This is a genomic window from Pseudarthrobacter sp. KH_020_B, assembly GCF_057840185.1.
This window is the reverse complement of sequence record NZ_CM174506.1, coordinates 4,178,825-4,202,583: the sequence shown is the minus strand read 5'-3', so window position 1 is coordinate 4,202,583 and position 23,759 is coordinate 4,178,825. Positions and strand designations below refer to the sequence as shown.

Annotated in this window: 24 protein-coding genes; 10 read left to right on the top strand and 14 right to left on the bottom strand. The window is 64.6% G+C overall.

All coding sequences use genetic code 11. The features are described 5' to 3' along the window. Positions 1-52: 52 nt before the first annotated feature. Both AC3IT0_RS19665 and AC3IT0_RS19660 read right to left on the bottom strand, forming a co-directional pair. Entirely contained in the window at positions 53-1,195 is a 1,143-nt protein-coding gene (locus AC3IT0_RS19665) for an amidohydrolase family protein (RefSeq protein WP_489321335.1), read from the bottom strand. After that, positions 1,195-2,559, bottom strand: coding sequence for a type I glutamate--ammonia ligase (locus AC3IT0_RS19660; RefSeq protein WP_489321334.1), 1,365 nt, complete (start codon positions 2,557-2,559; stop codon positions 1,195-1,197). Before AC3IT0_RS19660 ends, AC3IT0_RS19665 begins: the two co-directional genes overlap by 1 nt. A gap of 236 nt (positions 2,560-2,795) precedes the next feature. On the opposite strand from AC3IT0_RS19660, the gene AC3IT0_RS19655 reads away from it, so the two are divergent. After that, a complete protein-coding gene (locus AC3IT0_RS19655) occupies positions 2,796-3,194 on the top strand; it encodes a RidA family protein (RefSeq protein ID WP_489321333.1) in 399 nt (132 codons plus the stop codon). A gap of 19 nt (positions 3,195-3,213) precedes the next feature. Here AC3IT0_RS19655 and AC3IT0_RS19650 read toward each other — a convergent pair whose 3' ends face one another. Beyond that, positions 3,214-3,537 carry a hypothetical protein gene (locus tag AC3IT0_RS19650; protein ID WP_489321332.1) on the bottom strand — a complete coding sequence of 108 codons (324 nt, stop codon included), beginning with the start codon at positions 3,535-3,537 and terminating at the stop codon, positions 3,214-3,216. A 279-nt stretch (positions 3,538-3,816) separates the two neighbouring features. On the opposite strand from AC3IT0_RS19650, the gene AC3IT0_RS19645 reads away from it, so the two are divergent. The 4 genes from AC3IT0_RS19645 to AC3IT0_RS19630 all read left to right on the top strand — a co-directional run bounded on the left by AC3IT0_RS19645 (position 3,817) and on the right by AC3IT0_RS19630 (position 8,065). Beyond that, on the top strand, positions 3,817-5,172 hold the full coding sequence (locus tag AC3IT0_RS19645; protein ID WP_489321331.1) for an MFS transporter: 1,356 nt from the start codon (positions 3,817-3,819) through the stop codon (positions 5,170-5,172). Then, the gene (locus tag AC3IT0_RS19640; protein ID WP_489321330.1) at positions 5,169-5,972 is read left to right on the top strand and encodes a putative hydro-lyase; all 804 of its coding nucleotides are present in this window, start codon (positions 5,169-5,171) and stop codon (positions 5,970-5,972) included. Before AC3IT0_RS19645 ends, AC3IT0_RS19640 begins: the two co-directional genes overlap by 4 nt. Further along, complete coding sequence (locus tag AC3IT0_RS19635; RefSeq protein ID WP_489321329.1) at positions 5,969-6,217, top strand: hypothetical protein; 249 nt, start codon at positions 5,969-5,971, stop codon at positions 6,215-6,217. Before AC3IT0_RS19640 ends, AC3IT0_RS19635 begins: the two co-directional genes overlap by 4 nt. 201 nt (positions 6,218-6,418) lie before the next feature. Beyond that, a complete protein-coding gene (locus tag AC3IT0_RS19630; RefSeq protein WP_489321328.1) occupies positions 6,419-8,065 on the top strand; it encodes a serine hydrolase in 1,647 nt (548 codons plus the stop codon). A gap of 92 nt (positions 8,066-8,157) precedes the next feature. On the opposite strand, the gene AC3IT0_RS19625 is transcribed toward AC3IT0_RS19630, so the two are convergent. From AC3IT0_RS19625 to AC3IT0_RS19595, 7 genes are read right to left on the bottom strand one after another with little or no spacing between them, the layout of a single operon-like run. Then, positions 8,158-9,225 carry an LLM class flavin-dependent oxidoreductase gene (locus tag AC3IT0_RS19625; protein ID WP_489321327.1) on the bottom strand — a complete coding sequence of 356 codons (1,068 nt, stop codon included), beginning with the start codon at positions 9,223-9,225 and terminating at the stop codon, positions 8,158-8,160. Next, positions 9,225-9,440, bottom strand: coding sequence for a tautomerase family protein (locus tag AC3IT0_RS19620; RefSeq protein ID WP_489321326.1), 216 nt, complete (start codon positions 9,438-9,440; stop codon positions 9,225-9,227). Before AC3IT0_RS19620 ends, AC3IT0_RS19625 begins: the two co-directional genes overlap by 1 nt. Positions 9,441-9,470: 30 nt before the next feature. Further along, positions 9,471-10,958, bottom strand: coding sequence for an aldehyde dehydrogenase (locus tag AC3IT0_RS19615; protein WP_489321325.1), 1,488 nt, complete (start codon positions 10,956-10,958; stop codon positions 9,471-9,473). Then, on the bottom strand, positions 10,948-11,688 hold the full coding sequence (locus AC3IT0_RS19610) for an alpha/beta fold hydrolase (RefSeq protein ID WP_489321324.1): 741 nt from the start codon (positions 11,686-11,688) through the stop codon (positions 10,948-10,950). Before AC3IT0_RS19610 ends, AC3IT0_RS19615 begins: the two co-directional genes overlap by 11 nt. Positions 11,689-11,700: 12 nt before the next feature. Further along, positions 11,701-12,255, bottom strand: a complete 555-nt coding sequence (locus AC3IT0_RS19605) for an amino acid synthesis family protein (protein WP_489321323.1) — start codon at positions 12,253-12,255, stop codon at positions 11,701-11,703. After that, positions 12,252-12,860: an amino acid synthesis family protein gene (locus tag AC3IT0_RS19600; protein ID WP_489321322.1), complete on the bottom strand. Its 609-nt coding sequence runs from the start codon at positions 12,858-12,860 to the stop codon at positions 12,252-12,254. The genes AC3IT0_RS19605 and AC3IT0_RS19600 overlap by 4 nt, the downstream gene beginning before the upstream one ends. A 55-nt stretch (positions 12,861-12,915) precedes the next feature. Then, positions 12,916-13,599, bottom strand: a complete 684-nt coding sequence (locus AC3IT0_RS19595; RefSeq protein ID WP_489321321.1) for a GntR family transcriptional regulator — start codon at positions 13,597-13,599, stop codon at positions 12,916-12,918. 139 nt (positions 13,600-13,738) lie between these two features. Between AC3IT0_RS19595 and AC3IT0_RS19590 the strand changes: the two genes are divergently transcribed. The 5 genes from AC3IT0_RS19590 to AC3IT0_RS19570 all read left to right on the top strand — a co-directional run bounded on the left by AC3IT0_RS19590 (position 13,739) and on the right by AC3IT0_RS19570 (position 19,255). Continuing rightward, positions 13,739-14,677 carry a flavin reductase gene (locus tag AC3IT0_RS19590; protein ID WP_489321320.1) on the top strand — a complete coding sequence of 313 codons (939 nt, stop codon included), beginning with the start codon at positions 13,739-13,741 and terminating at the stop codon, positions 14,675-14,677. 104 nt (positions 14,678-14,781) lie between these two features. Next, positions 14,782-16,212, top strand: a complete 1,431-nt coding sequence (locus AC3IT0_RS19585; RefSeq protein WP_489321319.1) for a purine-cytosine permease family protein — start codon at positions 14,782-14,784, stop codon at positions 16,210-16,212. An 82-nt stretch (positions 16,213-16,294) separates the two neighbouring features. Further along, positions 16,295-17,806 carry an NAD-dependent succinate-semialdehyde dehydrogenase gene (locus AC3IT0_RS19580; protein WP_489321318.1) on the top strand — a complete coding sequence of 504 codons (1,512 nt, stop codon included), beginning with the start codon at positions 16,295-16,297 and terminating at the stop codon, positions 17,804-17,806. After that, complete coding sequence (locus AC3IT0_RS19575) at positions 17,803-18,366, top strand: cysteine hydrolase family protein (RefSeq protein ID WP_489321317.1); 564 nt, start codon at positions 17,803-17,805, stop codon at positions 18,364-18,366. Before AC3IT0_RS19580 ends, AC3IT0_RS19575 begins: the two co-directional genes overlap by 4 nt. 106 nt (positions 18,367-18,472) lie before the next feature. Next, positions 18,473-19,255: a GOLPH3/VPS74 family protein gene (locus AC3IT0_RS19570; protein WP_489321316.1), complete on the top strand. Its 783-nt coding sequence runs from the start codon at positions 18,473-18,475 to the stop codon at positions 19,253-19,255. A gap of 10 nt (positions 19,256-19,265) precedes the next feature. Here the strand turns inward: AC3IT0_RS19570 and AC3IT0_RS19565 are convergent, their stop codons facing one another. The 4 genes from AC3IT0_RS19565 to AC3IT0_RS19550 form a co-directional block, all read right to left on the bottom strand. Then, positions 19,266-20,165, bottom strand: a complete 900-nt coding sequence (locus tag AC3IT0_RS19565) for an alpha/beta fold hydrolase (protein ID WP_489321315.1) — start codon at positions 20,163-20,165, stop codon at positions 19,266-19,268. A gap of 173 nt (positions 20,166-20,338) precedes the next feature. Continuing rightward, positions 20,339-21,331: a PDR/VanB family oxidoreductase gene (locus AC3IT0_RS19560; protein ID WP_489321314.1), complete on the bottom strand. Its 993-nt coding sequence runs from the start codon at positions 21,329-21,331 to the stop codon at positions 20,339-20,341. 56 nt (positions 21,332-21,387) lie between these two features. Then, a complete protein-coding gene (locus AC3IT0_RS19555) occupies positions 21,388-22,362 on the bottom strand; it encodes an NHL repeat-containing protein (protein ID WP_489321313.1) in 975 nt (324 codons plus the stop codon). Then, a complete protein-coding gene (locus tag AC3IT0_RS19550; protein WP_489321312.1) occupies positions 22,355-23,689 on the bottom strand; it encodes a cytochrome P450 in 1,335 nt (444 codons plus the stop codon). Before AC3IT0_RS19550 ends, AC3IT0_RS19555 begins: the two co-directional genes overlap by 8 nt. Positions 23,690-23,759: the final 70 nt, after the last annotated feature.

Genomic DNA, 23,759 nt, shown 5'->3' with positions numbered 1-23,759 from the left:
TCCCGCCGTCGTCCGCTCAGCCAGGTTCTGGGACTGGGGACGCCGCCGGCGCTCAGGGGAGCGCGTACACACGGCGGGCGTTGTCGTGTGCGACGAGTTGCACGATCTTGCGGGCGTCCGCCTCGGAACAGTCGTCGTCGTCGATCCATCCGCCGACTACCTGGGTGATTGCGTTGCGCCACAGTCTCGCTCCGAGGTAGTGAAGTTCGGCCGGGCCGAAGGCGTCGGAGGAGTAAAGGATTTTCGTGAAGGGGGCCAGTTCGAATGAGCGGGCCACCAGATCCCGGCTCCGTGACCCGGTGAAGTTCACGGCAAGGCCCACATCGATGTAGACGTTTTCAAAGGCGTGGGCCAAATAGCCGGCTTCGCGCTCGAACGGATAGCAGTGGAGCAGCATGATCGGTGTGTCCCGGACTTCGGGGGACCGCAGAAAATCCAAGAGGTACAGGGGATTGGTTTTGTGGAGGTCCAGGTCGCGGTCACCGAATCCAACATGGAATTGCAGCGGAAGCTTCATCGACACCGCCGTGTGGATCCCGTGGGCAATGAGTGTCACATCGGTGAGCTTCGGGTTGGTGCCGGCGGGCTGGTTCTTCTGCCAGCGGAGGGCTGCTTCAACCACCGCAGCCGGTGCCGGTCGGCTGAGATCCTGGTCGAATCCTGCGCGGTAGGCGAGAACTGTTTTGACGCCCACGGCGCTGCGGGTGAGTTCTCGAAGCCGCTGACCGAACTCTTCGACGTAATCTGCCGGGTTGGTGAGCTCCCGGATCAGCGACTCGGCGACCAGTTCCAGACGAACGATCTCGTGGGTTCGCCCGCCGGAGACGTCGGCCATGCCGGCCTTGCCGAGGTAGCCAGCTGCATCCAAGCCTGTTTCGATCAGCCAATCGCTCACGCCAGCAGCGCGGGTCATGCGCCGGCTGACCTCGAGTTCTCCAAGGTCGGAACGCCGGCTCCAGTAGTCCGCCGGTGAGGCGTGCCGCGGCAAATCAAGAATGCCGCTGCACCAGCGCCGGATGGCGAGCCCGATTTGAGTGTTGTAGGCGTCCTCGGGCTTGGCCAGTGGTTCGGTGTTTCCCTCGTTGAGCGAGTTCTGAAAGCGTGCCTCATCACCGTCAGCGCGAAAGGCACCATGCACGTGGTGATCAATAAGGCTGACCTGTTCGACGAAGTCCGGGAAAGAACCGCCCGCCATTAGATCGACCAGGCAAGTCGAAAGCGCTCAGCAAGCTCGTCCGGCGAGAGTTCCGCGGCGATTCGCTGTTCATAGCGCCGGACGGCCACCGTGGCGTCGACGATGGCGTCGCCGAGAAGCCCGCGTGCAAGGGGTGACGTGTCCAGCGTGTCGATGATGGCGGTGGGGGAGTCCGGGAGCAGCCGGACGTTGGCCCGGTGCCGCTCGCCTTCCGAAAGCCGTCCGGGGTCACCCGGGATCTCTGCCGGAAGCCTGCGCCCGCCGCGGATGCCGTCAAGGGCGAGCGCGAGGATGGAGGCGGAGGCCAGGTACACGTTTGCCGACGGGTCGACGATTTTCACCTCGACGTTGGCTCCGTGCGGATTGCTGTTGCCCTCGTTCAGAAAGCGCACTGAGGCTTCCCGGTTTTCCAGGCCCCAGCACAAGTAGGCACCCGACCACGTGCCGGGTGTCAGGCGGCTTCCGGACAAAACTGATCCCGTGAGGAAACCCTGGATATCGGGGAGTCCTGCGATGATTCCGCCAATGGCCGCGCCGCCCTCGGCGCGGATGCCGTGCGGTCCGCTGCCGCCGGAGAACAGCGGCAGGCCGTTCTTGTGGAGCGAAAAGTGCTGGTGGGCACCGTTTCCGACGGTGCCGGGAAAGGGCAACGGGGAGAACGAGGCCTGCATGCTGTGGGCCCGGGCGACGATGCCAACGACGATCTTGGACAGGACCACGGTGTCCGCTGCCTGAACCGGCGAAGCAGGGGGAAGCGAAAACTCGAACTGGTTCCTGCCGTACTCGGCGTGGATCTGCTCCGTCGGAATGCCGGCATGGTTCAGCACCGACAGCAGATCATCAAGGAATTCCGATCGGTCCAGAAGGCCGGTTGCCCCGTACGGAACCCAGGGTGCGGTTTCCAGCGCTGAACCGTCTGGGGCGACGAGGAAGAATTCAAGTTCGTGGCCCACGAGTGCCTGGTATCCGGCCTTGCCGAGGCTGCCGTCGACACCGGCCAGGAGGCCGCGGGCACAGGCCGGAGACGCGGCCCCGTCTTGTTCGAACAGGCTGCCCGGTGCCCATGCCCGGCCACCCTGCAGGACACGGAGTCCCGCGATATCGATCTTCAGGCGCATATCGCCAACGGGGGTGATCCTGTCCGTGAACGCTATCCCGCCGTCGATGGTGAAGACATGCCAGACGGGGGCAGCGCCCATCCCGGATTGGTGGAAGGCTTTGAGCCGGGCTAACGGAACGCTCTTGGCCAGCGTGATGCCCGAAGCATTCACCACCGTGCCGATCACGGTGCGGACGCCGGCCGCTTCGAGCTCGCGCTGGGCCTTGGCAACAGCGGATTCGTCGGCTGATGCGATTTCGGTCATGCGCCTATCATGCGGCCACTCCCCGTCCAATGAAAGGTTCGGAGAGTCTGCCGGCTTTTCGTTTACGCCGCTGCAGGGGGAGCGGTACCCAACGCAAGCGGACGACGGCGGGAGGTCCCGCCGTCGTCCGCTCATCGCCAGTAACGTCCCAGTAACGCCAGATGGCTAGTTTCGAGAACATGAGCGCACGGGAGCCATTGGGACCCGTTCCGTGCTCAGATGGAAGGAACGTTCCCATGTCAGACCGCAAGTTACTGAACCCCACCGAGCTTCACGCGGCACCCGGATTCACGCACGTTGTCACGGCACCTGCCGCAGGACTGGCGTTCCTGTCGGGGCAGGTCGCGCTTGATGCCAACTTCGCCATCGTCGGCGGTGATGACCTGGGTGAGCAGACCAAGGCCGCCATGCGGAACATCAAGACGGCACTCGACGCCATCGGGGCTACGTGGGAGGACGTCTACCGGCGGACCATCTACACCCTGCAGCCCACGCAATACGAAACGATCACCGCTGCCATCGAGGAAGTTCAGGGCTCGTCGGACCATCCCGCCCAGACGATCGTGGGCGTCACCGGCCTCGCCCTGGACGGCTTGCTCATCGAAATCGAGACGACAGTAGTCCTGCCCGGATAGGCGGACCGGCGAGTCGACGTCACGTGCTGAGGTTCCAGTGGACTCGGATTGCCTCGGCAATTGGGCCAGCGGCGACGTCGACCCGGAATGCAACGGGCGCGGTCCCTGTCTCTTCGATGACCGAGTCGCTGTACACGCGGCCGCATGCGGGACACAGCGTGTAGAGCTCCCCATCGGCAGGCCATGCCGCCAGCTCCGCGGGGACCGGGGTGTCTTCACCGTTATGGACGGGGACGCCTTGTGAGTTGGCCTGGATCAGCCCGTCCTTGCTGACAGTGTTGCCGCACACGCAGGTGATAGTGGTGACATCATGACCGATCACTTCGGCGGTTTCAGAATCCATGATGACCTCCCGGCGCTGGAAGAGACGTGCTGTTATCAGCTTATGCCTGCTGATCCCCCCTTGACGGTGTGATCTGCGTCGCGTAAATTGTTCAACAAGCGGATTGTTCAACGATCCAACGATCACCGCAGTTTCGACTTCCGCAGCCATCCTGACGGCAAGCCGCCCCAAACGCCCAAATGTCCCGTCCCGCAACGCTGCAGGCGAGGCAGAAGCAGGCCCGCCAGCACCATCCATCCCGAACTCGGATGACATCAACTCTCTTCATGGAGGATTAACATGGCCACTCCCCAAGTAATGGCCCCCGTTGACCCGAAGCCCCCGGTGGGGCGCAAGGACATGTACAAGGCATTCGCGGCCAGCCTGACCGGAACCGCGCTGGAGTTCTACGACTTCGCCGTCTACTCCGCGGCGGCTGCGATCGTCTTCCCGCTCATTTTCTTCCCGGCCTCGGACCCGGTGACCGGAACCCTGCTGGCCTTCTCCACCTATGCCGTCGGCTACATTTCCCGTCCCGTTGGCGGCATCATCTTCGGACGGCTCGGGGATGAGATCGGCCGCAAGAAGATCCTGGTCATCACGCTGATGCTCATCGGCGTGGCCACCTTCCTCATCGGCCTGCTGCCCACGTATGACAACATCGGCATCATCGCCCCCGCCATCCTGGTCTTCCTCCGCTTCGCCCAGGGCGTCGGCGTCGGCGGCGAATGGGGCGGCGCGGTCCTGCTGTCCAGTGAATTCGGCGACCCGAACCGCCGCGGATTCTGGGCCTCTGCCGCACAGATCGGCCCGCCCGCCGGCAACCTCATGGCCAACGGTGCACTCGCCATCCTGACACTGATGCTGTCCGAGGAAGCCTTCCTGGACTACGGCTGGCGCATTGCGTTCCTGATCTCCGCGCTGCTGGTGGCCTTCGGCCTCTGGATCCGGCTCAAGCTCGAGGACACCCCCGTCTTCAAGGCCATGGAAGCCCGGGGCGACACGCCCAAGGCCCCCATCCGCGAAGTCCTCGCCACCCAGCGCCGGCCCCTTATCGCGGCCATGCTCAGCCGCGTCGGCCCGGACGTCCTCTACGCCATGTGCACCGTATTCACGCTCACCTACGGCATCCAGGAGCTCGGCTTCGACCGCGGGCAGGTTCTTGTCGCCGTCCTGATCGGGTCCGCCCTCCAGATCTTCACCATGCCGCTCGCCGGCGCCATCTCGGACCGCATCAACCGCCGCCTGGTCTACGGGATCGCCGCAGTGGGCGCCGCCGTCTGGGCCTACCTGTTCTTCATCGTCCTCGAAGGACGCTCCCCGGTCATGCTGATCGTTGGCATCGTGCTGGGCCTGCTCTGCCACTCGTTTATGTATGGGCCCCAGGCGGCGTTCGTCGTCGAGCAGTTCTCGCCGCGGCTCCGCTCCACCGGCAGCTCACTGGCCTACACGTTCGCCGGAATCATCGGCGGCGCCATCGCACCGTTCATGTTCACCCTCCTGCTGAGCACCTATGACAGCTGGGTCCCGGTGGCCATCTACCTCAGCGTCGCCTGCCTGCTGACCCTCGTGGGCCTGGCCCTGGGCCGCGACTCCAACGTTGCCGAGGACGAGGAATACCTGCAGTCCTCGGCTGAACTTGTGGAGTCCAAGTGAGCCAGCCACACGCCCTCCTCGCCCCCGCCGACGCACGCCTGAAGTTCCGCAACGGCCTGGTCACCCCCACCTCCGGCTGGAGCGACGGCTACACCCAGGCCAACCTGATAGCGGTCACGGCAGACTACGCCGATGAATTCATCGAATTCTGCCGGCTGAACCCCCAGGCCTGCCCCGTCATCGACGTCATTCCGGCGGGACAGTACGAAAGCGCCCTGGCGCCCGGGTCCGATATCCGCACCGACATCCCCGCCTACCGCGTCTGGGTGGACGGCGAACTGGCCGAGGAGACCACCGACGTCGCGTCCGTCTGGCGCGACGACATGGTGGGCGTCCTCATCGGCTGCAGCTTCACCTTCGAGGCGGCGCTGGCCAGTGCGGGGATCCCGCTGCGGCACACCGAAACCGGCCGCAACGTGCCCATGTACCGCACCACCGTCGAGTGCACACCGGCCGGCCGGATCCACGGCCCCATGGTGGTCTCCATGCGCCCCATGCTTCCCGAACTCGTGGACACGGCCATCCGGGTGACGTCGGAAGTGCCGAAGGTCCATGGCAGCCCGGTTCACGTCGGGTCACCGGAGGATCTGGGCATTGCGGACATCAACCGCCCCGACTTCGGGGACGCGGTGGAGATCCGGCCAGGGGAGGTGCCGGTTTTCTGGGCCTGCGGCGTGACACCGCAGAGTGCAGTGATGGCATCCAGGCCGTCCTTCGCCATCAGCCACGCCCCCGGGCACATGTTCATCACTGATGTTCCCGAAAGCACTTACCGGGAACCGGCGGGAGCGCCATCGTGAAGCGGCGACTCCCCGTAGCCGAGAAGCGGGCCCGCCGCGTCATCAACCACTCGGTGCCACGCCAGCAGGCCACCGGCACACACTGCGAGCTGACCGGCGTCTGGCGGAGCCCGGCGGGAGCGAGCATCCAGCTCTACGAGGGCCAGCTCGTTCCGAGCGATTCCGGCCGGGCCTGCCTCTGGACGTACGCGGGGCTCCCGGCAAACAAGGCCGATTCGCGTACGGCCCAGTTGGCCACTGCTTAACACCACAGACAGTAGATGCCGCAAAGGCAAGCGGACGACGGCGGGACCTCCCGCCGTCGTCCGCTGGCGTTTAAGCGGGGTGCTACGACAGGCGCAGCACCCGATCCATTGCCTGGTTGCAGCGCGCGGTTCACTATAGAGGGAAACGGGACGGCCGGCACGGACCGCGCGTTCACCGCCCGACGGCTCAAGGGAGAGTTTATGGACAGCCCCGGTGCTATTTCCCCGAACCGACGTACGCTGCTGAAGGCGGCCGGGATTGGGGCGGCCGGGTTTGCCGGGATGCCCCTGTTGTCCGCCTGCACCGGCGAACCTGCGCGGCTGGCGTCATCGGCGTCGGCAGCACTGCTCCCCGCCCCGCCGGGACAGATCGAACCACTGCTGGACCGGGCGAAAGTTAATAACGCCATGGCCAAGCTCGACGATTTGATCCGGGACGCCATGGAGAGCACCGGGCTGCCGGGGATGGCCGTAGCTGTGGTGTACCGGGACGAGGTGGTGTACGCCAAGGGCTTTGGGGTCCGGGAGGTCGGAAAGCCCGAGGAGATCGATCCTGACACGGTGTTCCAGGTGGCTTCCGTGTCCAAGCCGCTGGCGTCCACAGTGGTGGCAGGTGTGGTGGGGCAAGAGGTCATCAACTGGACCGACGCCGTCATTGAGCACAACCAGAACTTCGCGCTTAAGGATGACTACGTCACGCGGAATGCGACCTTCGCTGATCTGCTGTCCCACCGCGGCGGTCTGAAAACAGGTTCGGGTGATCTGCTGGAGGACCTCGGATTCGATCAGGCGTACATCCTCGGCCATCTCAACCAGGAGCCCCTTGATACCTTCCGGTCCAGCTACAACTACAGCAATTTCGGCTACACCGAAGCCGGCCAGGCAGCAGCCGACGCGATGAAAATGACCTGGGAGGATCTGGCCGACGAGGTCCTGTTCCGGAAGCTGGGCATGTCCGCCAGCAGTTACCGTCACGCGGACTATGAGCGAGCCACAAACAAGGCCATCCTTCATGTGCCGCTCGGGAACAAGGAGTGGGCGGCGAAATACCGTCGCAACGCCGATTCCCAGGCTCCGGCCGGGGGCGCGAGTTCGTCGGTGCGGGACCTGGCCCAATGGCTCCGGCTGCAGCTCGGAAACGGCACTTACGAGGGCAAACCCGTAATTGATCCGGCCGCCCTCCAAGCAACCCGCGTTCCCCATGCCTTCTCCGGTCCGGCGTCGGCTCCGGCTGCCCGGTCCCGTTTCTACGGGCTGGGCTGGAACGTCTCCTACGACGACCAGGCCCGTGTCCAGCTGGGACACTCCGGGGCATTCAATCTTGGTGCAGCCACCGCCGTCTCGATGCTTCCCGGCGAACAACTGGCCATCGTGGCCCTGACCAACGGGCGCCCGCAGGGAATTCCTGAAACAATCAACGCCGGCTTCCTGGATGCAGCCCAGCACGGATCGCCCACGGTCGATTGGCTGGCCTTCACCGCTGCCGTCTTCAAACAAATTGATGAGTCCGAGAAACCTGAGGTCGACTACACCAAGGTTCCGTCCAACCCCTCTCCTGCCAAACCAAACAGTGCCTACACAGGCACCTATGACAACCCCTACTATGGCCAGCTGGTGGTCCTCGAAGACGGCGGGAAACTGGCCATGAGAATGGGGCCGCCTGGCAGTCCCACGACCTTCCCGCTCACCCACTTTGACGGCGACACGTTCAGCTTCGAATCCATCGGAGAAAACGCCAACGGCCTGGCCGGTGCACTGTTTGCAGGAGCAGGCAGCGGCTCCTCGCCAAGTGTCACCCTGGACTTTTACGACAGAACCGGGCTGGGGACATTCACGCGGGCCTCGTAGCGGCACCAAACGCAAGCGGACGACGGCGGGAGGTGCCGCCGTCGTCCGCTCACCTCAAGGGAGCCTTTGTCCCTCCTCAGCCACCAGTTGAGTCACAGTGCCGCGGCAACGGGCTGCTCCTGGAAGGCCGGCATGACGTGCTCGATGAAGAGCTCGAGCGAGCGTTTCTTTTCCTCGTGGGTGAGGCTGTTGTCGGACCAGAGGCTGAACTCGTCCACACCGAGCGCCTCGTAGTGGCGGAGCCGCTCGATCACCTCAGCGGGTGTCCCGATCATCGCCGTCCGGTGGAGGGACTCCGGCGTGAACTCCGGGCGGTCGGCGAACTTCTCGGCAGGGCTGGGCTCGAGGAATCCGTTCTTCGGAGTGGTCTTGTTTCCGAACCAGGCATCAAACGTCCTGTAGAACTTCTGGATACCTTCGGCCGGACGCCGCCAACCCTCGGGTTCGTCCGCGGGATGGACGTGGGTGTGGCGGAGCACCATGAGGTCCGGGCGGGGGACGCCGGGGTTGTTCTCCACAGCGGTGTTGAACTTGTGCGCGAGGTCTTGGACCTCCTCGTCGCCCTTCATGAGCGGCGTCACCATCACGTTGCAGCCGTTGGCGACGGCGAACTCGTGCGAGGAGATGTCCCGTGCGGCGATCCACATGGGCGGCGTCGGCTTCTGCAGGGGCTTGGGGACGCTGGTCGAGGTGGGGAACTGCCAGACCTCGCCGTCGTGTGCATAGTCACCTTCCCAGAGCGCGCGCACGGCCGGCACCATCTCGCGCAGGTGCTTTCCGCCGTCGACAGCTGACATGCCGCCCTTGAGGCGGTCGAACTCGAACTGGTAGGCACCGCGTGCCAGCCCAACTTCCATCCGGCCGTTGCTGATGACATCCAGGAGCGCCGTTTCGCCGGCCACGCGGAGCGGGTCCCAGAAGGGCGCGATGATCGTTCCGGCACCCAGGCGGATGCGCGACGTGCGCGCTGCCAGGTAGGCAAGCTGGGGCATGGGACTCGGGGAGATGGTGTACTCCATGGAATGGTGCTCACCAATCCAGATGGTGCTGAACCCGCCGGCTTCCGCGATGAGGGCGAGTTCCGTCAGGTTCTCGAAACACTCGCGGTGTGAGACGGTCTCGTCCCAGCGCTCCATGTGGGCGAAGAGGGAAAAGCGCATTAGTGACTCCTTCGTTCTGCGGCTGCCGCGTTGCGTTCGGCGATGGTCTGGTTGCCGCGTGACCAGTGTTCGTGCTCAATTTCGCGGACGACGACGGTGGTGTTTTCCGGTGCCGCGCCCACCGAATTCTCGGCGGCGCGGTGAAGCTCGCTGATGAGCGAGCGGAGTTGCTCGGGGGTCCGGCCCCGGGCGATGGAGACTTCGATAAGAGGCAAAGGGTGCTCCTTTAGCTGCGGAGGAACGGGTCAGGACCTCATGATGAAGGGATCGGCGATGGGGGACTCGTCGGTGTTGATCCAGACGCTCTTGAGCCTGGTGTACTCACGGATGCTCTCCATGCCGTGTTCAACGCCGACGCCGCTGGTCTTGAAACCTTCGCGCGGGGACGCCGGGGACATAGCGCGGTAGGTGTTGACCCAGACCGTTCCCGCCTCCAACTGGCGGGCCATCCGGTGCGCCCTGGCAAGGTTGGTGGTCCAGACGCCGGCGGCGAGCCCGTAGGTGGTGTCGTTGGCGAGCCGAAGGACCTCTTCCTCCGTTTCGAACGGCATGATGGCCGCAACGGGACCGAAGATCTCTTCCCTGACCACACGCATGGAGTTGTCGACGTCGGTCAGGACGGTGGGTTCGAAGAAGTAGCCGTTGAGGCCGGTGTTGGGCCGCCCGCCGCCGGTGAGGACGGTGGCGCCTTCGGAGACGCCCAGGTCAACGTAGCTGGCTACTTTATCGCGCTGGTCCTGGAAAGCCAGCGGGCCGAGCTCGGTGGCGTCGAGGAGCGGATCGCCGATCACGATGCTGCGGGCGCGGGTAGCAACGCGGTCCAGCAGTTCGTCGTACACGGATTTGTGGGCGAAGACGCGGCTTCCCGCGATGCAGGTTTGGCCTGCTGCGGCAAAAATTCCTGCCACAACACCCATGGACGCATTCGCTATGTCAGCGTCGGCGAAGACGATGTTCGGCGACTTGCCGCCCAGTTCCAGGGTGGAGCCGATGAAACGGGATGCCGTGGACGAGGCGATCCGCGCGCCAGTGGCGGTGCTGCCGGTAAACGAGACCTTCGCCAACCGGGCGTCATCCACCAGGGCCGCGCCTGCTTCTGTACCGAAGCCTGTGACGACGTTGATGACACCGGCCGGGAACCCGGCCTCGTCGGCAAGGGCGGCCAGGCGGAGGACGGTGGCCGAGGTGTATTCGGAGGGCTTGATGACGATGGTGTTGCCGGCCGCGAGGGCGGGAGCGAGCTTGCTGGTGGTCAGCGTCAGGGGTGAGTTCCACGGCGTGATGGCACCAACTACGCCCAGGGGTTCCCGGAGCGTGTAGTTGAGGATGGCTGGCGTGGAACCGGGGATGGTATCGCCCTGGATTTTGTCGGCCAGGCCGGCGTAGTAGTAGTAATACTCCGGCATGGCCGCCAGCTGGGCCCGCATCTCCCGCAGGAGTTTGCCGTTGTCCTGGCTTTCCATTCGGGCGAGCTCGTCAGCGTGCTCACCCACAAGGTCCCCCAGCCGGCGGAGCAGGTGCCCGCGTTTGGTCTGGCTAAGGTTCCTCCAGTTGGGATTTTCGAAGGCTGCGGCCGCCGCCGAGACAGCATGGGCCACATCGGCCTCGTTTCCCCGTGCGGCCTGGTACAGCACATCAAGGGTCGCCGGGTTGGTGCTCTCGAAGTAGGCCCCGCTGGACGGCGGGACCCACTCCCCGTTGATGAAGTGGTTGTAGCGGCGTTCAACGGACATTTGAGTGCTCCTTGATGAAGGCGGTGAGCGTGTTGGCGAGCTCTTGGGGACGTTCTACAGGCATCATGTGGCGGGCGCCGCTGATGACGGAGTAGGTGCAGCCGGGGATGGCTGCGGCCAGCCGGACGCTCATCTCCGGCGTTGATCCTGGGTCCAGCTCACCGGTCACGGCATGGGAAGGAACCGCGATCAGCGGCAGTTCGGAGGCGATTTTCACGTCTGCTGTCGCGAACACGCGATAACAGGCCAGGAAGGACTCCCGGTCGTTGTTCAGCAGGACATCCCGCGTTGCTTCGACCAGCTCCGCCGGGACGGCGGACCCTTCCGGATACCATCGGCGGATTGATGCTTCCACAGTTGCCGGAAAATCGGATTCAGCTGCCGCCAGCCGCATCATGACGGCGGCGTGCTCCTCAGGAGTACGCGCGCATACTGAGCCGACCGAAACCAGGCTGGCCACCAGGTCGGGCCTGAACCTGGCCAGGTGCTGGGCAACCAGGGCGCCTAGCGAGAACCCCACCAGATGCGTCTTCGGCTCAAGTCTTTCGGCGACGTCCGCCGCGAGCCCGGCCAGCGTCACCCCTTCGGGGGCAGTCTGTGGCCGGCGTCCGTGTCCCAGGAGTTCAAGGACCTGGACGTCATATTCCGGCTCGAGGAATTCGCGAAGGGGTCCCCACATCGACCCGTCGAGGCCGACGCCGTGGATGAGAGCTATGCGGTCGCGGCTCACGGCGGGTGGCACCTACTTCGTTTCGGTGGCGAACGCCGCCAGGCGCTGCTGCGGCCGTCCCTGGGCAGCAGCAGCGAGGGCGATCACGATTTCATCGGCGTGCGGTGCGTCGTTGATCCGGACCTCGATGCTCTGGTGGTGGGAGCGGATGGTTGCATCGGTGATGTGCTTGAGCGGGATGTCAAAGACAACACCGGCCGGGCCGCGCTTCTCCACCGCGGGCAGGAGCGTGGTGGCCTTGGCGGCGTCGCGGAAGTGATTTCCAAAGGCCAGCGTGTGGATCAGTCCGGAACCATGCTCAATTTCGCCGTTAAGCCCGACGATGGCGGCCTTGCCGTACGCTTCGGCCGGGGATCCGAGGGCTTCGAGTACGCGGGGGGCGAGCAGCGCGCCGATGTCGGATGCGACGCCGTCGATGCCGGGGGAGAGGTCTTCGACGAAGCCCTGGCCTGCCCACGGATTCTTAACGATGGCTGCGACGACGGCGACGCGTGCGTTGGGCGTGACGTCCCGGCCGCCCTCTACGAGGATGTCTTCGGTCAGGGTGACGATTTTACGAATGCTCATGAAACTAGTTCTCCTACTGTGTTTGCTTTGACGATGGGGTCGGTGAGGCGGTCCCCGATGCGAGAGTGGGGGCGTGGCCCGGTTGAGGCGCCGAGGACGACGACGATCTCACCGGGCCGTGGTGCGTCACCGATTCGTGCGGTGATGGTTTGGTAGTGGGTACGTGTTGCTGCCGCGTTCTTGTGCCAGAGGGGTACGACGAGCGTGGCACCGGCGTCGGCCCGGTCATCGGCGAAGCAGATGATCGATTCCCCTTCGAAGAATTCGCGGACGAGGTTGCCGAAGTACGGTGTGTGGATGAGCGCGGCGCCGTGCTCGATCTCACCGTCGGTGCCGACAATCGCCGCCTTGCCGAAGGCCTGGATTGCCTCCACGCCCCCGAGGTTGGCAGCGAGCACATCGGTAAGTTTGCGCGCCAGTACCGGCGCGATCTGGACCATTTCCGGCCCGAGGTCATCGGTGGCTTCCCCGCCCAGCCAAGGGTTGGTGACTACCGCCGCTGCCGTTGCACGGACCGCGGGAACGGCCGGGGAGAGGCCGTTTTCGAGCAGGATCTCCTCGCTGTAATACACGATCTTGCGGATGCCGGGCATCTGGTGGTTCACCGTTTGGGCGCTTTGGTCAGTGAGAGGCGCATGGCGTCCTTTCGTGTTGGTGGGTTCAGTTCCGGCCGTCGTGTGCCGGGTTGGTCATCAGGGCCTCTCGGGATGAGGCGTGAACATGGTTCCGCATAGCGGATTCGGCGCCGAACGGGTCTTTATGCTCGATCATTTCGAGGACTGCGCGGTGTTCCCGGGTGGAGGCTTCGATCCTGCCGGGATGTTCAACCGTGCTCAGAACAAGCCGCTGGTAGGCGAGCTGGTTCATCAGCCGCTCATAGTGTTCAACAAGCTTGCGGTTGTCCGATCCGCGAACAATGGTCCAGTGAAACTCGTGCACCAGCCGGGCGTAGGCGCCGGTGTCGGTGGTGAGGGCAGCCGTTTCGGACTTCTCAAGGTTCCTCCGCAGCACGGACAGTTCCGGGACCTCCCCGCGGCGGGCGAGCAATGACGCCGCGAGTCCCTCGAGTGACTCCTTGAGCTGGAACAGCTCGATGATCTCCCTGCGGGTGGGCTCCCGCACAAAGGTGCCGACCTTGGGCCGGATCTCTACGAGGCCTTCGTGCTGGAGCTGCTTAAGTGCCTCCCGGATGGGGGTCCGGCTCACTTCGAACTCCTGGGCGAGGAAAGCCTCGGGGAGACCTGCGCCCGGGGGGAAGTTGCCGCCCAGGACGAGGCGCCGGATCCGGTCCAGGAGCCCGTCCCGGTCAGCCGCGTCAGTCGCTAATTCCAGTTCATCTTGCATACATGAAAGCTTATGATGCATGCATCAGGAGAGTCAATAGGCGTGGCTGCTCTTTTCAAAAAGCCCAAATGTTCGGGGATTTCAAGGATTTTCAGCTTCCTATTGACCTGGTGATGTGAGCTGGCTTACCGTTATTGGTATGCAACAGACCTTGGAACCGCTTATTACATCGGCTTGGCTCGCGGCCTGGGACAAGGGAGACCTTGGTGCCCTCGATGGCCTCGTAGCCGCGGGCTACACGCGCACCAGCAAGGCGACGGGAGCAACCGTCAACCTTGCTGGCCTCAAATCAGAGATCGCCGCGGTCCGGGAAGCTTTCCCGGACCTGCGCACTACAGTCGACGACGTCGTCGAAGGTGACGGCACCGTGGCCGTCTTCTGGACATCCACCGGCACACACACGCATGAATACCTCGGGGTTCCGGCGACAGGACTCACGGTTCAGACTCGCGGGTCAAACATCCTGGTCCTCGAGGACGGAAAGATCGCCACGGAATCAGTGACCTGGGACGGGAGCGAACTGCTGGCCGGCCTCGGAATCCGGCCCCTGCGCGGCATAGCCGCACCTGCCGTTCCCGCCGGTGAAGAATTCGCCGAACTCGACCCGGACCTGATGAAGGCCTTCAACCGGCAGTTCATCACCGGGGTCACCGTCGTGACCACTAAGGAAGGCGAAACCCCCAAGGGGCTGGCGGCCAACTCCTACTGCTCGGTCTCGCTCGAACCGCCTCTGGTGCTGGTATGCGTCCAGAAGACGTCCAGTACCTACCCTGCTCTGTTCTCTTCCAGCCACCTCGGGATCAACATCCTGGGAACCGAGCAGCTCGACACCGTGAAGGTTTTCGCCTCGAAGACCCCGGACAAGTTCGCGGCGCTCGACTGGCATGAGGGGCCCCAGGGAAGCCCACTCCTGGACGGCTCCGCAGCTTCCCTTGAGGCCGAAATCCAGGAACGGTTCCAGGCCAAGACCCACACGGTCTTTATCTGCAGGGTCCGCCACGCGGAAATCAGCAACACGGCACCGATGGTCTACAAGGCCGGACGGTTCTTCGACGGCGCAGAACTCGCCGAGCTTTAAAAAGTTCCGGCGCGGCTGACCACCCTCGGACAGGAAACCAGCCGCGCCGACCCAATCTGCTCGCAAGCAGCGCACCAAGGTGCGCATCCCACATTAGGACACAAATGAGCCCAGACACCATGCGCGACGCCGAAACCAGGGTCGCCGAAGACCGCGGATACCGCGACAGCCTCACCAAAATCGAGCCCTACGGCATCGAGCACATCCCCGACGTCGAACGCCACGGAAAGCCCCGCTCCCAGTTCTTCCTTTGGTTCGCCGCAGGAATGAACTTCCCCATCGTGGTCCTCGGCTTCAGCGCCACATACTTCGGACTCCCCTTCTGGTCTGCAGTCTTGGCGATTGTCCTCGCCGGAGTGATCTCCTCTGCAGGAATGGGATTCCTGTCGTCAATGGGAGTCCGGCTGGGCGTCCCTCAGCAGATGCAGGCCCGGGGACCACTCGGTTTCATCGGCAACCTGTTCCCGGTGGCATACGTGAACGTGTTTGCCGGCATCGGCTGGGCCGCCGTGACCGTCATCCTCGGCGGCCAGGCCATCGCCCTCCTGACCGACATTCCGTTCTGGCTCTCATCCCTGATTCTGATGGGCATCCAGCTCGGCGTGGCCGTCATCGGCTACAACCTGATCCATTTCCTGCAGCGCATCCTGTCGTTCGTCCTGGTGATCGGCTTCATCTTCATCACCATCGTGGCAGCCACCAACAGCCGTGTGGTCAACACCGCCAACGAAGCCGCCCCGGGCTTTGCTGGTATCGGCGGCTGGATCATCTTCTTCGGTTGGTTCTTCTCCTTCATCGTTGCCTGGATGCCGTTCGCCTCCGACTACTCCCGCTACCTGCCCAACACCCCCGGCAACCGGCGCGGCGCGGGATGGGCCACCATGCTCGGGAACTTCGTCACCCTCGTCTGGATGGGGATCCTCGGAACGCTCCTGGGATCGACCACTACCGCAGCTGACAGCATCGGCGCCCTCAAGGAGCTCATGGGTCCCTGGGCCGTCGTCGGCCTCGGTGTCGTCGCTTTGTCCTCCTTCACACAGAACTTCCTGAACGTCTACGGCGGCGCCATTTCCATCCAAACCATGGGCGTCCCCGTCAAACGCCACACAGCGGTCGTCTTTATCTGCGTAGCCTCATACTTCGTGGCGCTGTGGGGACAGACGGGGTTCAACCAGGGTTTCACCGCCTTCCTGAACCTGACCGCATACTGCATCGCCCCGTATGTCGCGGTCCTCGTGTGCGATTACCTGGTGGGAGGCCGGCGGACCGAGCAGGGCCTGCGCGAACTTTTCGACAAGAGCCGGAAGTTCGAATGGGGCTTCGTGGCCTGGGCCGTCGGCGTCGCACTCTCCTCCCCGTTCTGGATGTCCGCGATCTACACCGGCCCCATCGCCGCGGCCTTCCCGCAGATTGGTGACCTCTCCTACTACGTCGGTGCCGCCGTCGCAGCCGGTATCTACTTCGCCACCCACCGGCGCCGACGCCTCTCCGGACGGGAAATGCTCGACCGCAGCCCCGCGGCCCAGACCCTCTGAGCAACCACCCACAGCGGTTGGGGAGGGTCCGCAGAGGATCCTCCCCAACCAAGAATGAGCTACGCATAGCAAGGAGCCCGATGTGGCTGAAGAAAAGACCGTGACCGTTGAACGCGAGACCGGACTGCTTGAGTCAGTGCCAGCTGGGCTGCTGATCAACGGTGAATTGCGGGACGCCTCTGGCGGGGGCACGTTCGACGTCGAAGACCCCGCAACCGGTAAAGTGCTGGCGGCGCTGGCGGACGCGACCACCGAAGACGCTCTGTCCGCACTGGATGCGGCCGACAGGGCCCAGGCATCCTGGGCCCGGACCGCATCGCGTGAGCGGGCAGAAATCCTGCGCCGGGCCTTCGAGCTGGTGACCAAGCGTTCGGAGGATTTTGCCCTGTTGATGACCCTGGAAATGGGGAAGCCGCTGGCCGAAGCGCGGGGCGAGGTGGCTTATGCGGCCGAGTTTCTGCGCTGGTTCTCCGAAGAAGCGGTGCGCGACTACGGCCGATACCTGACCACGCCGGAGGGAAAGAACAAGATCCTGGTCCAGCACAAGCCGGTGGGACCGTGCCTGCTGATCACGCCGTGGAACTTCCCGCTGGCGATGGCTACGCGCAAGGTGGCGCCTGCCGTGGCGGCGGGGTGCACCATGGTGCTCAAGCCGGCAAAGCTCACCCCGCTGACATCGCAGCTTTTCGCGCAGGTGATGATGGAAGCCGGCCTCCCGGCAGGGGTTCTGAACGTGGTCCCGTCGTCGTCGGCTTCATCCATCTCCGGGCCCCTGCTGAAGGACGCCCGGCTGCGGAAGCTCTCCTTCACCGGGTCCACGCCGGTTGGCAAGCTCCTGATGGCGGAGGCGTCCCAAAACGTGCTGCGCACGTCGATGGAGCTCGGCGGCAATGCGCCCTTTATGGTGTTCGACGACGCTGATCTGGACAAGGCGGTGGAGGGGGCGATGTTGGCCAAGATGCGGAACATGGGCGAAGCCTGCACGGCCGCGAACCGGTTCCTGGTGCACGAATCCGTCGCGGCGGAGTTCACCCGCAGGTTCGCCGGGGCGATGAAAGAGCTCCGCCCCGGCCGTGGCACCGAGGCCGGCGTGACGGTGGGCCCACTTATCGACGGCGGCGCCCGCAAGGATGTCCACGCCCTGGTCCAGGAAGCAGTGGCCAGCGGCGCAACAGCCGTCGCCGGCGGTGCCCCCATCGACGGCCCCGGCTATTTCTACCAGCCCACAGTCCTTGCGGACGTACCAAACGACGCCGAGATTCTGCGCACCGAGATCTTCGGTCCGGTCGCCCCGATCACGACATTCAGCACCGAGGAGCAGGCCATCGCCATGGCCAACTCCAGCGAATACGGCCTTGCCGCCTACCTTTACACCCGCGATTACGCGCGCATGTTCCGGGTGGCCGAGCAGATCGAATTCGGCATGGTGGGCTTCAACGCCGGCGTCATCTCCAACGCCGCAGCACCCTTCGGCGGCGTTAAGCAGTCAGGCCTGGGCCGCGAGGGCGGTTCCGAGGGCATCGCCGAATACACCACCACCCAGTACATCGGCATCGCCGATCCCTACGCAGGCGAGGAAGGCCAGAAATCGTGATCGGCAGCAAGACCAGCCCCTCAACTCCCGGGGCAAAGCGTTATCTGGTGGTGATTGACATGCAACGCGCCTTCCGCGAAGTGGGGGAATGGCACGTGCCGCGGTATGACGAAGCGGCCGGAACCATAGCGAGCCTTGTGGCCGCCGGTCTGGAACCCGTCATCACACGTTTTGTCCCCGATCCCACGGAGGAGGGCTCCTGGTCCTCGTATTACGACCGTTGGCAAAGCATGCGCCGGGATCCGGCCGATCCGATATGGCAGGTAGAGCTTCCGCACGTCCAGGCCCGCGGCTCCATAGACCTGCCGACGTTCTCCAAATGGGGGGAAGCGTTGGCGGACCTGGTTCCAATCGGCGGAGAGCTTATCCTTGCAGGCGTTGCTACCGACTGCTGCGTCCTCTCCACCGCCCTGGGTGCCGTCGACGCAGGCCGATATGTCACGGTGGTCGAGGACGCTTGCGCTGGCCAGAGCGACGTGGCGCACCAGCAGGCACTGGCTCTGATGGATCTGCTGTCGCCGATGATCAACATCGTCAAGAGCCACACACTGATTCATTGATTCAACGTCGCCATCCTGGCCTCCGGCGGCGGCGCAGATAGACGTCGACGCCGGGCGCTCGTAAATCCTCATTGTGGTGGGCGCCGAACAGGGCCACCATGTTCGTATGGACGCTGAAACACCGAAGGCGGCGGAGCTGAACCTCCCCCAGGCCTTCCTCCTTCTGGCAACGAACGACGCGAACGGCAAACCTGAAGTGCCGGTGTTCGCACTCAGGACCACGGTGGCAGGGGCAATACTGGCCGAACTGGACCTGATCGGTGCAATCGAGCTGCAGGGCAAGCGCGTCAGGACCACCGGCGACGCCCCGACAACGGATTTCCAGCGCGAGCTGGAACTCATCCGTGGCAAATCCCGGCCCCACACTCCCAAGCGGTGGGTGGGCATGCTGGAAGGCCGCGCCGAAGTGCAGCGTGTCTACGAGGCGATGGCGTCACGGGGCATCGTGGAACACGTCGGCGAAAAGCACCTGGGGCGGTTCCGGGCCGTGCGGTACCCGGAGAAGGACCATGCTCCGGAGGCGGCACTCCTGGAAAAGATCCAGGCCGCACTCAGCGGTGCACCGTCCGAACTTGAGGCGCCTGATACCACTGGGGCCGATGCCGGGACGACCGATTCGGGGACCGCTGATGCGGAGACGGCTGATGCCGTGGCGTCCGAGACCACGAAGGCTGCAGCGCCTGATCCCAAGCCCGATTCCAAGGCATCCGATGCCAGGACCATAGTGCTGATCGCCCTGCTTCAGGCAGCCGGGCTGCTCGGCAAGCTCTTCCCCGCAGCAGACCTAACCCGGGCAACGGAGCTGTCCAAGGACTACTGGCCGTCCCGCGCGGTGGAGGACGAACTTCGGATGATCAGACTGGCACAGCAAGAAGCCGCAAATTTGTGATTCGACCACTTCACAGTGACCAGAGGTCCTCGAGAAGTCGTCGCACCACTTCCGGCTGCTCGACATTGGCGAAGTGGCCGCACCGCGGGATGGTAACAGTCCGGGCGTTCGGAACTGTGGCGGCCAGCCGGTCCAGGTCGGAACGGGAAGTGAACACATCGGTGTCCCCACGCCTCGCCAGCACGGGGCAGCGGATGCCGCGCCACTGGTCAAAGTCGTAGGGCGCCACTGCCCGGGCAGCCGCGGAGAAGCTGGCCGGACGGGCGTCATGGCTGAGCCCTGCGGACATGCCTGCGGGATCGGCGAACAGCGGTGACGTCAACGGTCCCATCACAGGGGTGGCGCCGACTGCACGGACCAGGGCCGGCCCTGCTGGACCTAGGGACGCCAGTGAGCGCATGAGCAGCCTCATGCCGACAAACGCCGGGAACCTAGACAGGCTGCGCAGTGGCTCGCGGGCGGCCTCAGACACGCCGAATGTGGTGGCCGAAATGGCGGCAACGCTCGCGGTCCGCTCCGGCCACGCCGCCGCAATATGCAACGCCAGGAAGCCTCCCATGGAGTGGCCCACGAGGTTCCATCGTGGGTAGCTGAGCGAGTTCAGCACCTCGGTGACGGCGCATGCCATGGCCTCGATGCCGAAGAGTTCCAGCCTGGCGTCCTTGGTGGATTCGCCCCACCCCGGCAGATCAATCAGGACACGATCGTGGGGCGATGCTTCGGACAGCAGCGGCCGGAATGTGGTCCAGGAGCCCGCGGCGCCGTGAAGATACACCTCCGGTATGCCGGACGCCGGCGACCCGCCACCGGAGGCCGGTTGGACACGCACCGTGCACGGGCCCAGCCCGGTTGGAATGATGTGACGCCGCAGCGTGGTCTCCCGCGTCGCGGATTCCTGCCGAACGCTCATGCCCGCCTTCCGCTGGGATCTCTACCGTTGTTGATCTCTACTAAGGATTCGGAGCCGTGGCGTTACCGGACCGGACCGGATGTGGCGACTACAGCTGCCTGGTTTGGGCACCCAACGCAGTGGACGACGGCGGGAGGTCCCGCCGTCGTCCGCTTAACTGGGTGGCACGAAGGCTAGAGGTCCAGGACCAGGACGGGGCATGTGGCGCGGGAGACGCAGACCATCATGCAGCTGTTCTCGGCCTTTTCTTCGTGGGTGAGGACGGAGTCGCGGTGGTCGATGGTTCCCTCGACGACCGTGGTTTCGCACGTGCCGCAGGTCCCTTCGCCGCAGGAGGAAAGGATGCGTGCACCGGCTTCTTCGAGAACATGCAGGACGGATTTATCCGCCGGGACGGTCAGGCGCACGCCGCTCGTTGCCAATTCGATTTCGAACGCCACATCGTGTGTGGTGTCCACCTTCTGTGCCGTGAACCGTTCCAGGTGCAGGGACCCGGAGGGCCATTTCTCGGCACAGATTGCCTCGACGGCGGCCAGGAGCGGTTCCGGACCGCACGTGTAGACGGCTGTGTGGGGGTCGGGGGAGCCCAGGACAGTGGGCAGATCGATGATCCCCTTCTGGTCCTGGGGCCACAGCGTGGTTCGGGTGCCGTGGGCGGTCAGCTCATCCCTGAAGGCCATGGAGGAAAGTGTCCGGCCTCCGTAGACGAGGGTCCAGGGCTTACCCTGCTCCTGTACCTCACGGATCATCGCGGCAATGGGAGTGATCCCGATACCACCGGCGACGAAAAGGTAGCTGGCGGAATCGACCAGCCGGAAGTGGTTCCGCGGACCGCGGACGGTCACCGAATCGCCGGCAGCCAGCGACTCGTGAACGAACCGCGAGCCGCCGCGGCTGTTGGGCGCATCGAGGACACCAACAACGTAGCTGCTCCGATCTGCGGGATCGCCGCAGAGGGAGTACTGCCGCGTCAGGCCGTTGGAAAGAACCAGGTCGATATGGGCGCCGGGTCGCCACGGCGGAAGGTCTTCGCCGTCCTGGTGCTGGAGCGTGAGGAGTACGACGTCGTCGGCGGCGTATGTCTTCGCCGCGACGCGGGCAAAGAAATGGGCCTCTTCGAGGGTGAGGTCCGAAATCGGCCCGGAGATGGTCTCTGTTGTGCTCATGGTCCTGCTCTCAATCTGAAAGTCGTCGCGTGGGATGCGGTGAGGGGAAGTGTGTTCTAGTACTGCGTGAGCGCCAGGCGGCTGAGCCGCCCGCCGATGATCCACTCGGTGACGTAGAGCCAGTGACCGTCAGCAGCGATTCCGTGGGGGCTGTTGAAGAACCCCGGGTCCACAACCGGTCCGTCCAGGCCCTCGGGAGTGCGGCGGTTGGGCCAGGCATCGTCCTCGTTCGACCGGGGCCGTGTCTGTTCCAGGACGCGGATGAACGCATCGCCGTCGAACCTCGCGACTCCGCCGAAGAGCTCGGTGACGTAGATCCGGTCTCCGACGAGAACGAGCGAGGACGGGCTGTCCAGGACTCCTTCGCCCAGGATCCGCGACTGCATTCCGTTCCGCTCCATGACTACGATTCTGCGGTTGGTGCGGTCCGCCACGTAGATTTCGAGGCGCCCGTGGTGGGTTCGCAGCATTATCCCGTGCGGGCAGGCGAAGGCGGTGCCCGTTTCTGCCCCGTCCCGCGTTCCGAGGTAGTGGCCCGAGGCGGCGAAATGGTGCACCAGGCTGGCGCCGTACCCGTCGGCTACCCAGATGTCACCGCTGCCGGTGTATCGGGAGTCGTCGACGGCGATCGACGTCGGGCGCCACAACTCGAGTGCATAGTCCAGCAGTGGAGGGCATTCCAGTTCGAGGTGGACGCTTCCGTCCCTGTTCAGGATGACTGCACGCCCGGGCGAGAATTGATCGGCGTAGGCCGACGCATTGGCGGGATCCTCGACGAAGCGGTGCCCGGGGTCGGCCACGGCGATGACTTCCTCGCCGTCGCGTTCGCAGGTGACAATGCTGTGCATTTCGGTCAGGGACGTTGGTATGGTTTCGGCGCCACCTGAAGGGTCGAGAACCAACAGGTCGCGGCCCTCCGGGTGGGCGCAGAGGACTCTGCCGTCGCTGAGGACTGCGACACCGGAGTGCATCCAGCCGCGTGACTGTGGCAGGAGGCCGGAGAGGTCCTCCCAGCCTTTGACCTCAGTCAACGAACTTCACCGGAAGCGTTGCGAATCCGCGGACCATTTGCTTTGCCCAGCGCTCGGGCAACCCGACGACGCGGATCTCAGGGCCCTCGAGGAGAGTCTCCACGAGGACGCGTCCGGCAAGCCTGGCCAGGGGTGCGCCCAGGCAAGCGTGGATACCGTCGCCGAAGGTCATGATGCGGTTCTCCGGCGTCAACTCGCGGCCGATATCAAAAAAGTCCGGGTTCTGGAAGACCCTTTCGTCCCGGTTGGCGGAGCCCAGCAGGAACATCACCCGGGAGTCCGCCGGTATGGTCACACCGGCGATGGTGATCTCGGCGGTGGTCTGCCGGCAGAGGTTCTGGCCGGGGGTGTCAAAGCGGAGTGTCTCCTCCACGAAGGCGGGAATTGCGGCCGGGTCCTCCGCAAGGCAGCGCTGGAAGGCCGGGAACTTGTCGAGGGTTGCCACGAGGTTGGTGAGGAGGGCGGCGGGGGCGTCGATGGCTGCCGACAGAATCAGATGGGCCAGGCCCACCTGTTCATCCGGCTCCACCTTGCCGGCGTGCATGCCAAGGATGATCTGGGTGATGGCATCCGACCCTGTGGCGGTGCCGCCGGCTTTGACCTTTTCGCTCCGCTTCCCAAACATGTCCGCGAGGTGCTCTTCGGCTTCCTGATTTGAGACGGCGGCGTCGTCCGGCACGCCGAACTCGCCCACCGTCCGCACCATGGAGCGCAGGAGATGTTCCTGCAGCATTCCGCTGTCCTCGACGGCCATGCCGATCATTTTCGTGGCCGCACCGATAGCCAACGGAAGCGCCACCTCAGTGGCAAAGTCACCGCCGCCGTTCGCGCGGAGCTCCGTGATCAGGTGGCGGGCCAGTTCCCTGATGCCGTCTTCCTTGGACAGTATCTCGCGTCCGACAAAGACGCGACGGACGGCCGATCGCAGAGAGGTGTGCCGGGGAGCGTCGACCATGATCAGGTTGCCTGCCCCGTAGGACGCATGGGTACCGTCCATGTCATTGCCCAGGGCGCTGGAGAGCTGCCCGTGGTTTCGCAGGCCTGCCTGGACATCGGTGTAACGCGAGACGACGTAGAGGTCTCGGCGCTCGTTGTAGTAGACCGGCGCCTTGTCCCGCAGGATTCTGTACAGCTCGTAGGGATGGTCGTACGCGGCGTAGGAGAGCGGATCGTAGAAGACGCCGGGATCTGTCTCCAGCCCGGGATTCGGGCCAAACCTTGGCGCCGCGACAGGGTCCGGCATGCGTGCTTGTTCGCCGGCGAGTGCGGCGCCGCTGAAAGGGCATTGCTGGACGTCGGTGGTGTTCGGATCAGTGGCTAGCGACATTGGTAGGCCCTGCTTTCGTGGGTTTGCGTGGATGAGGGAACGAGGCCTCAGCCATGTGAGGAAGGGGGAT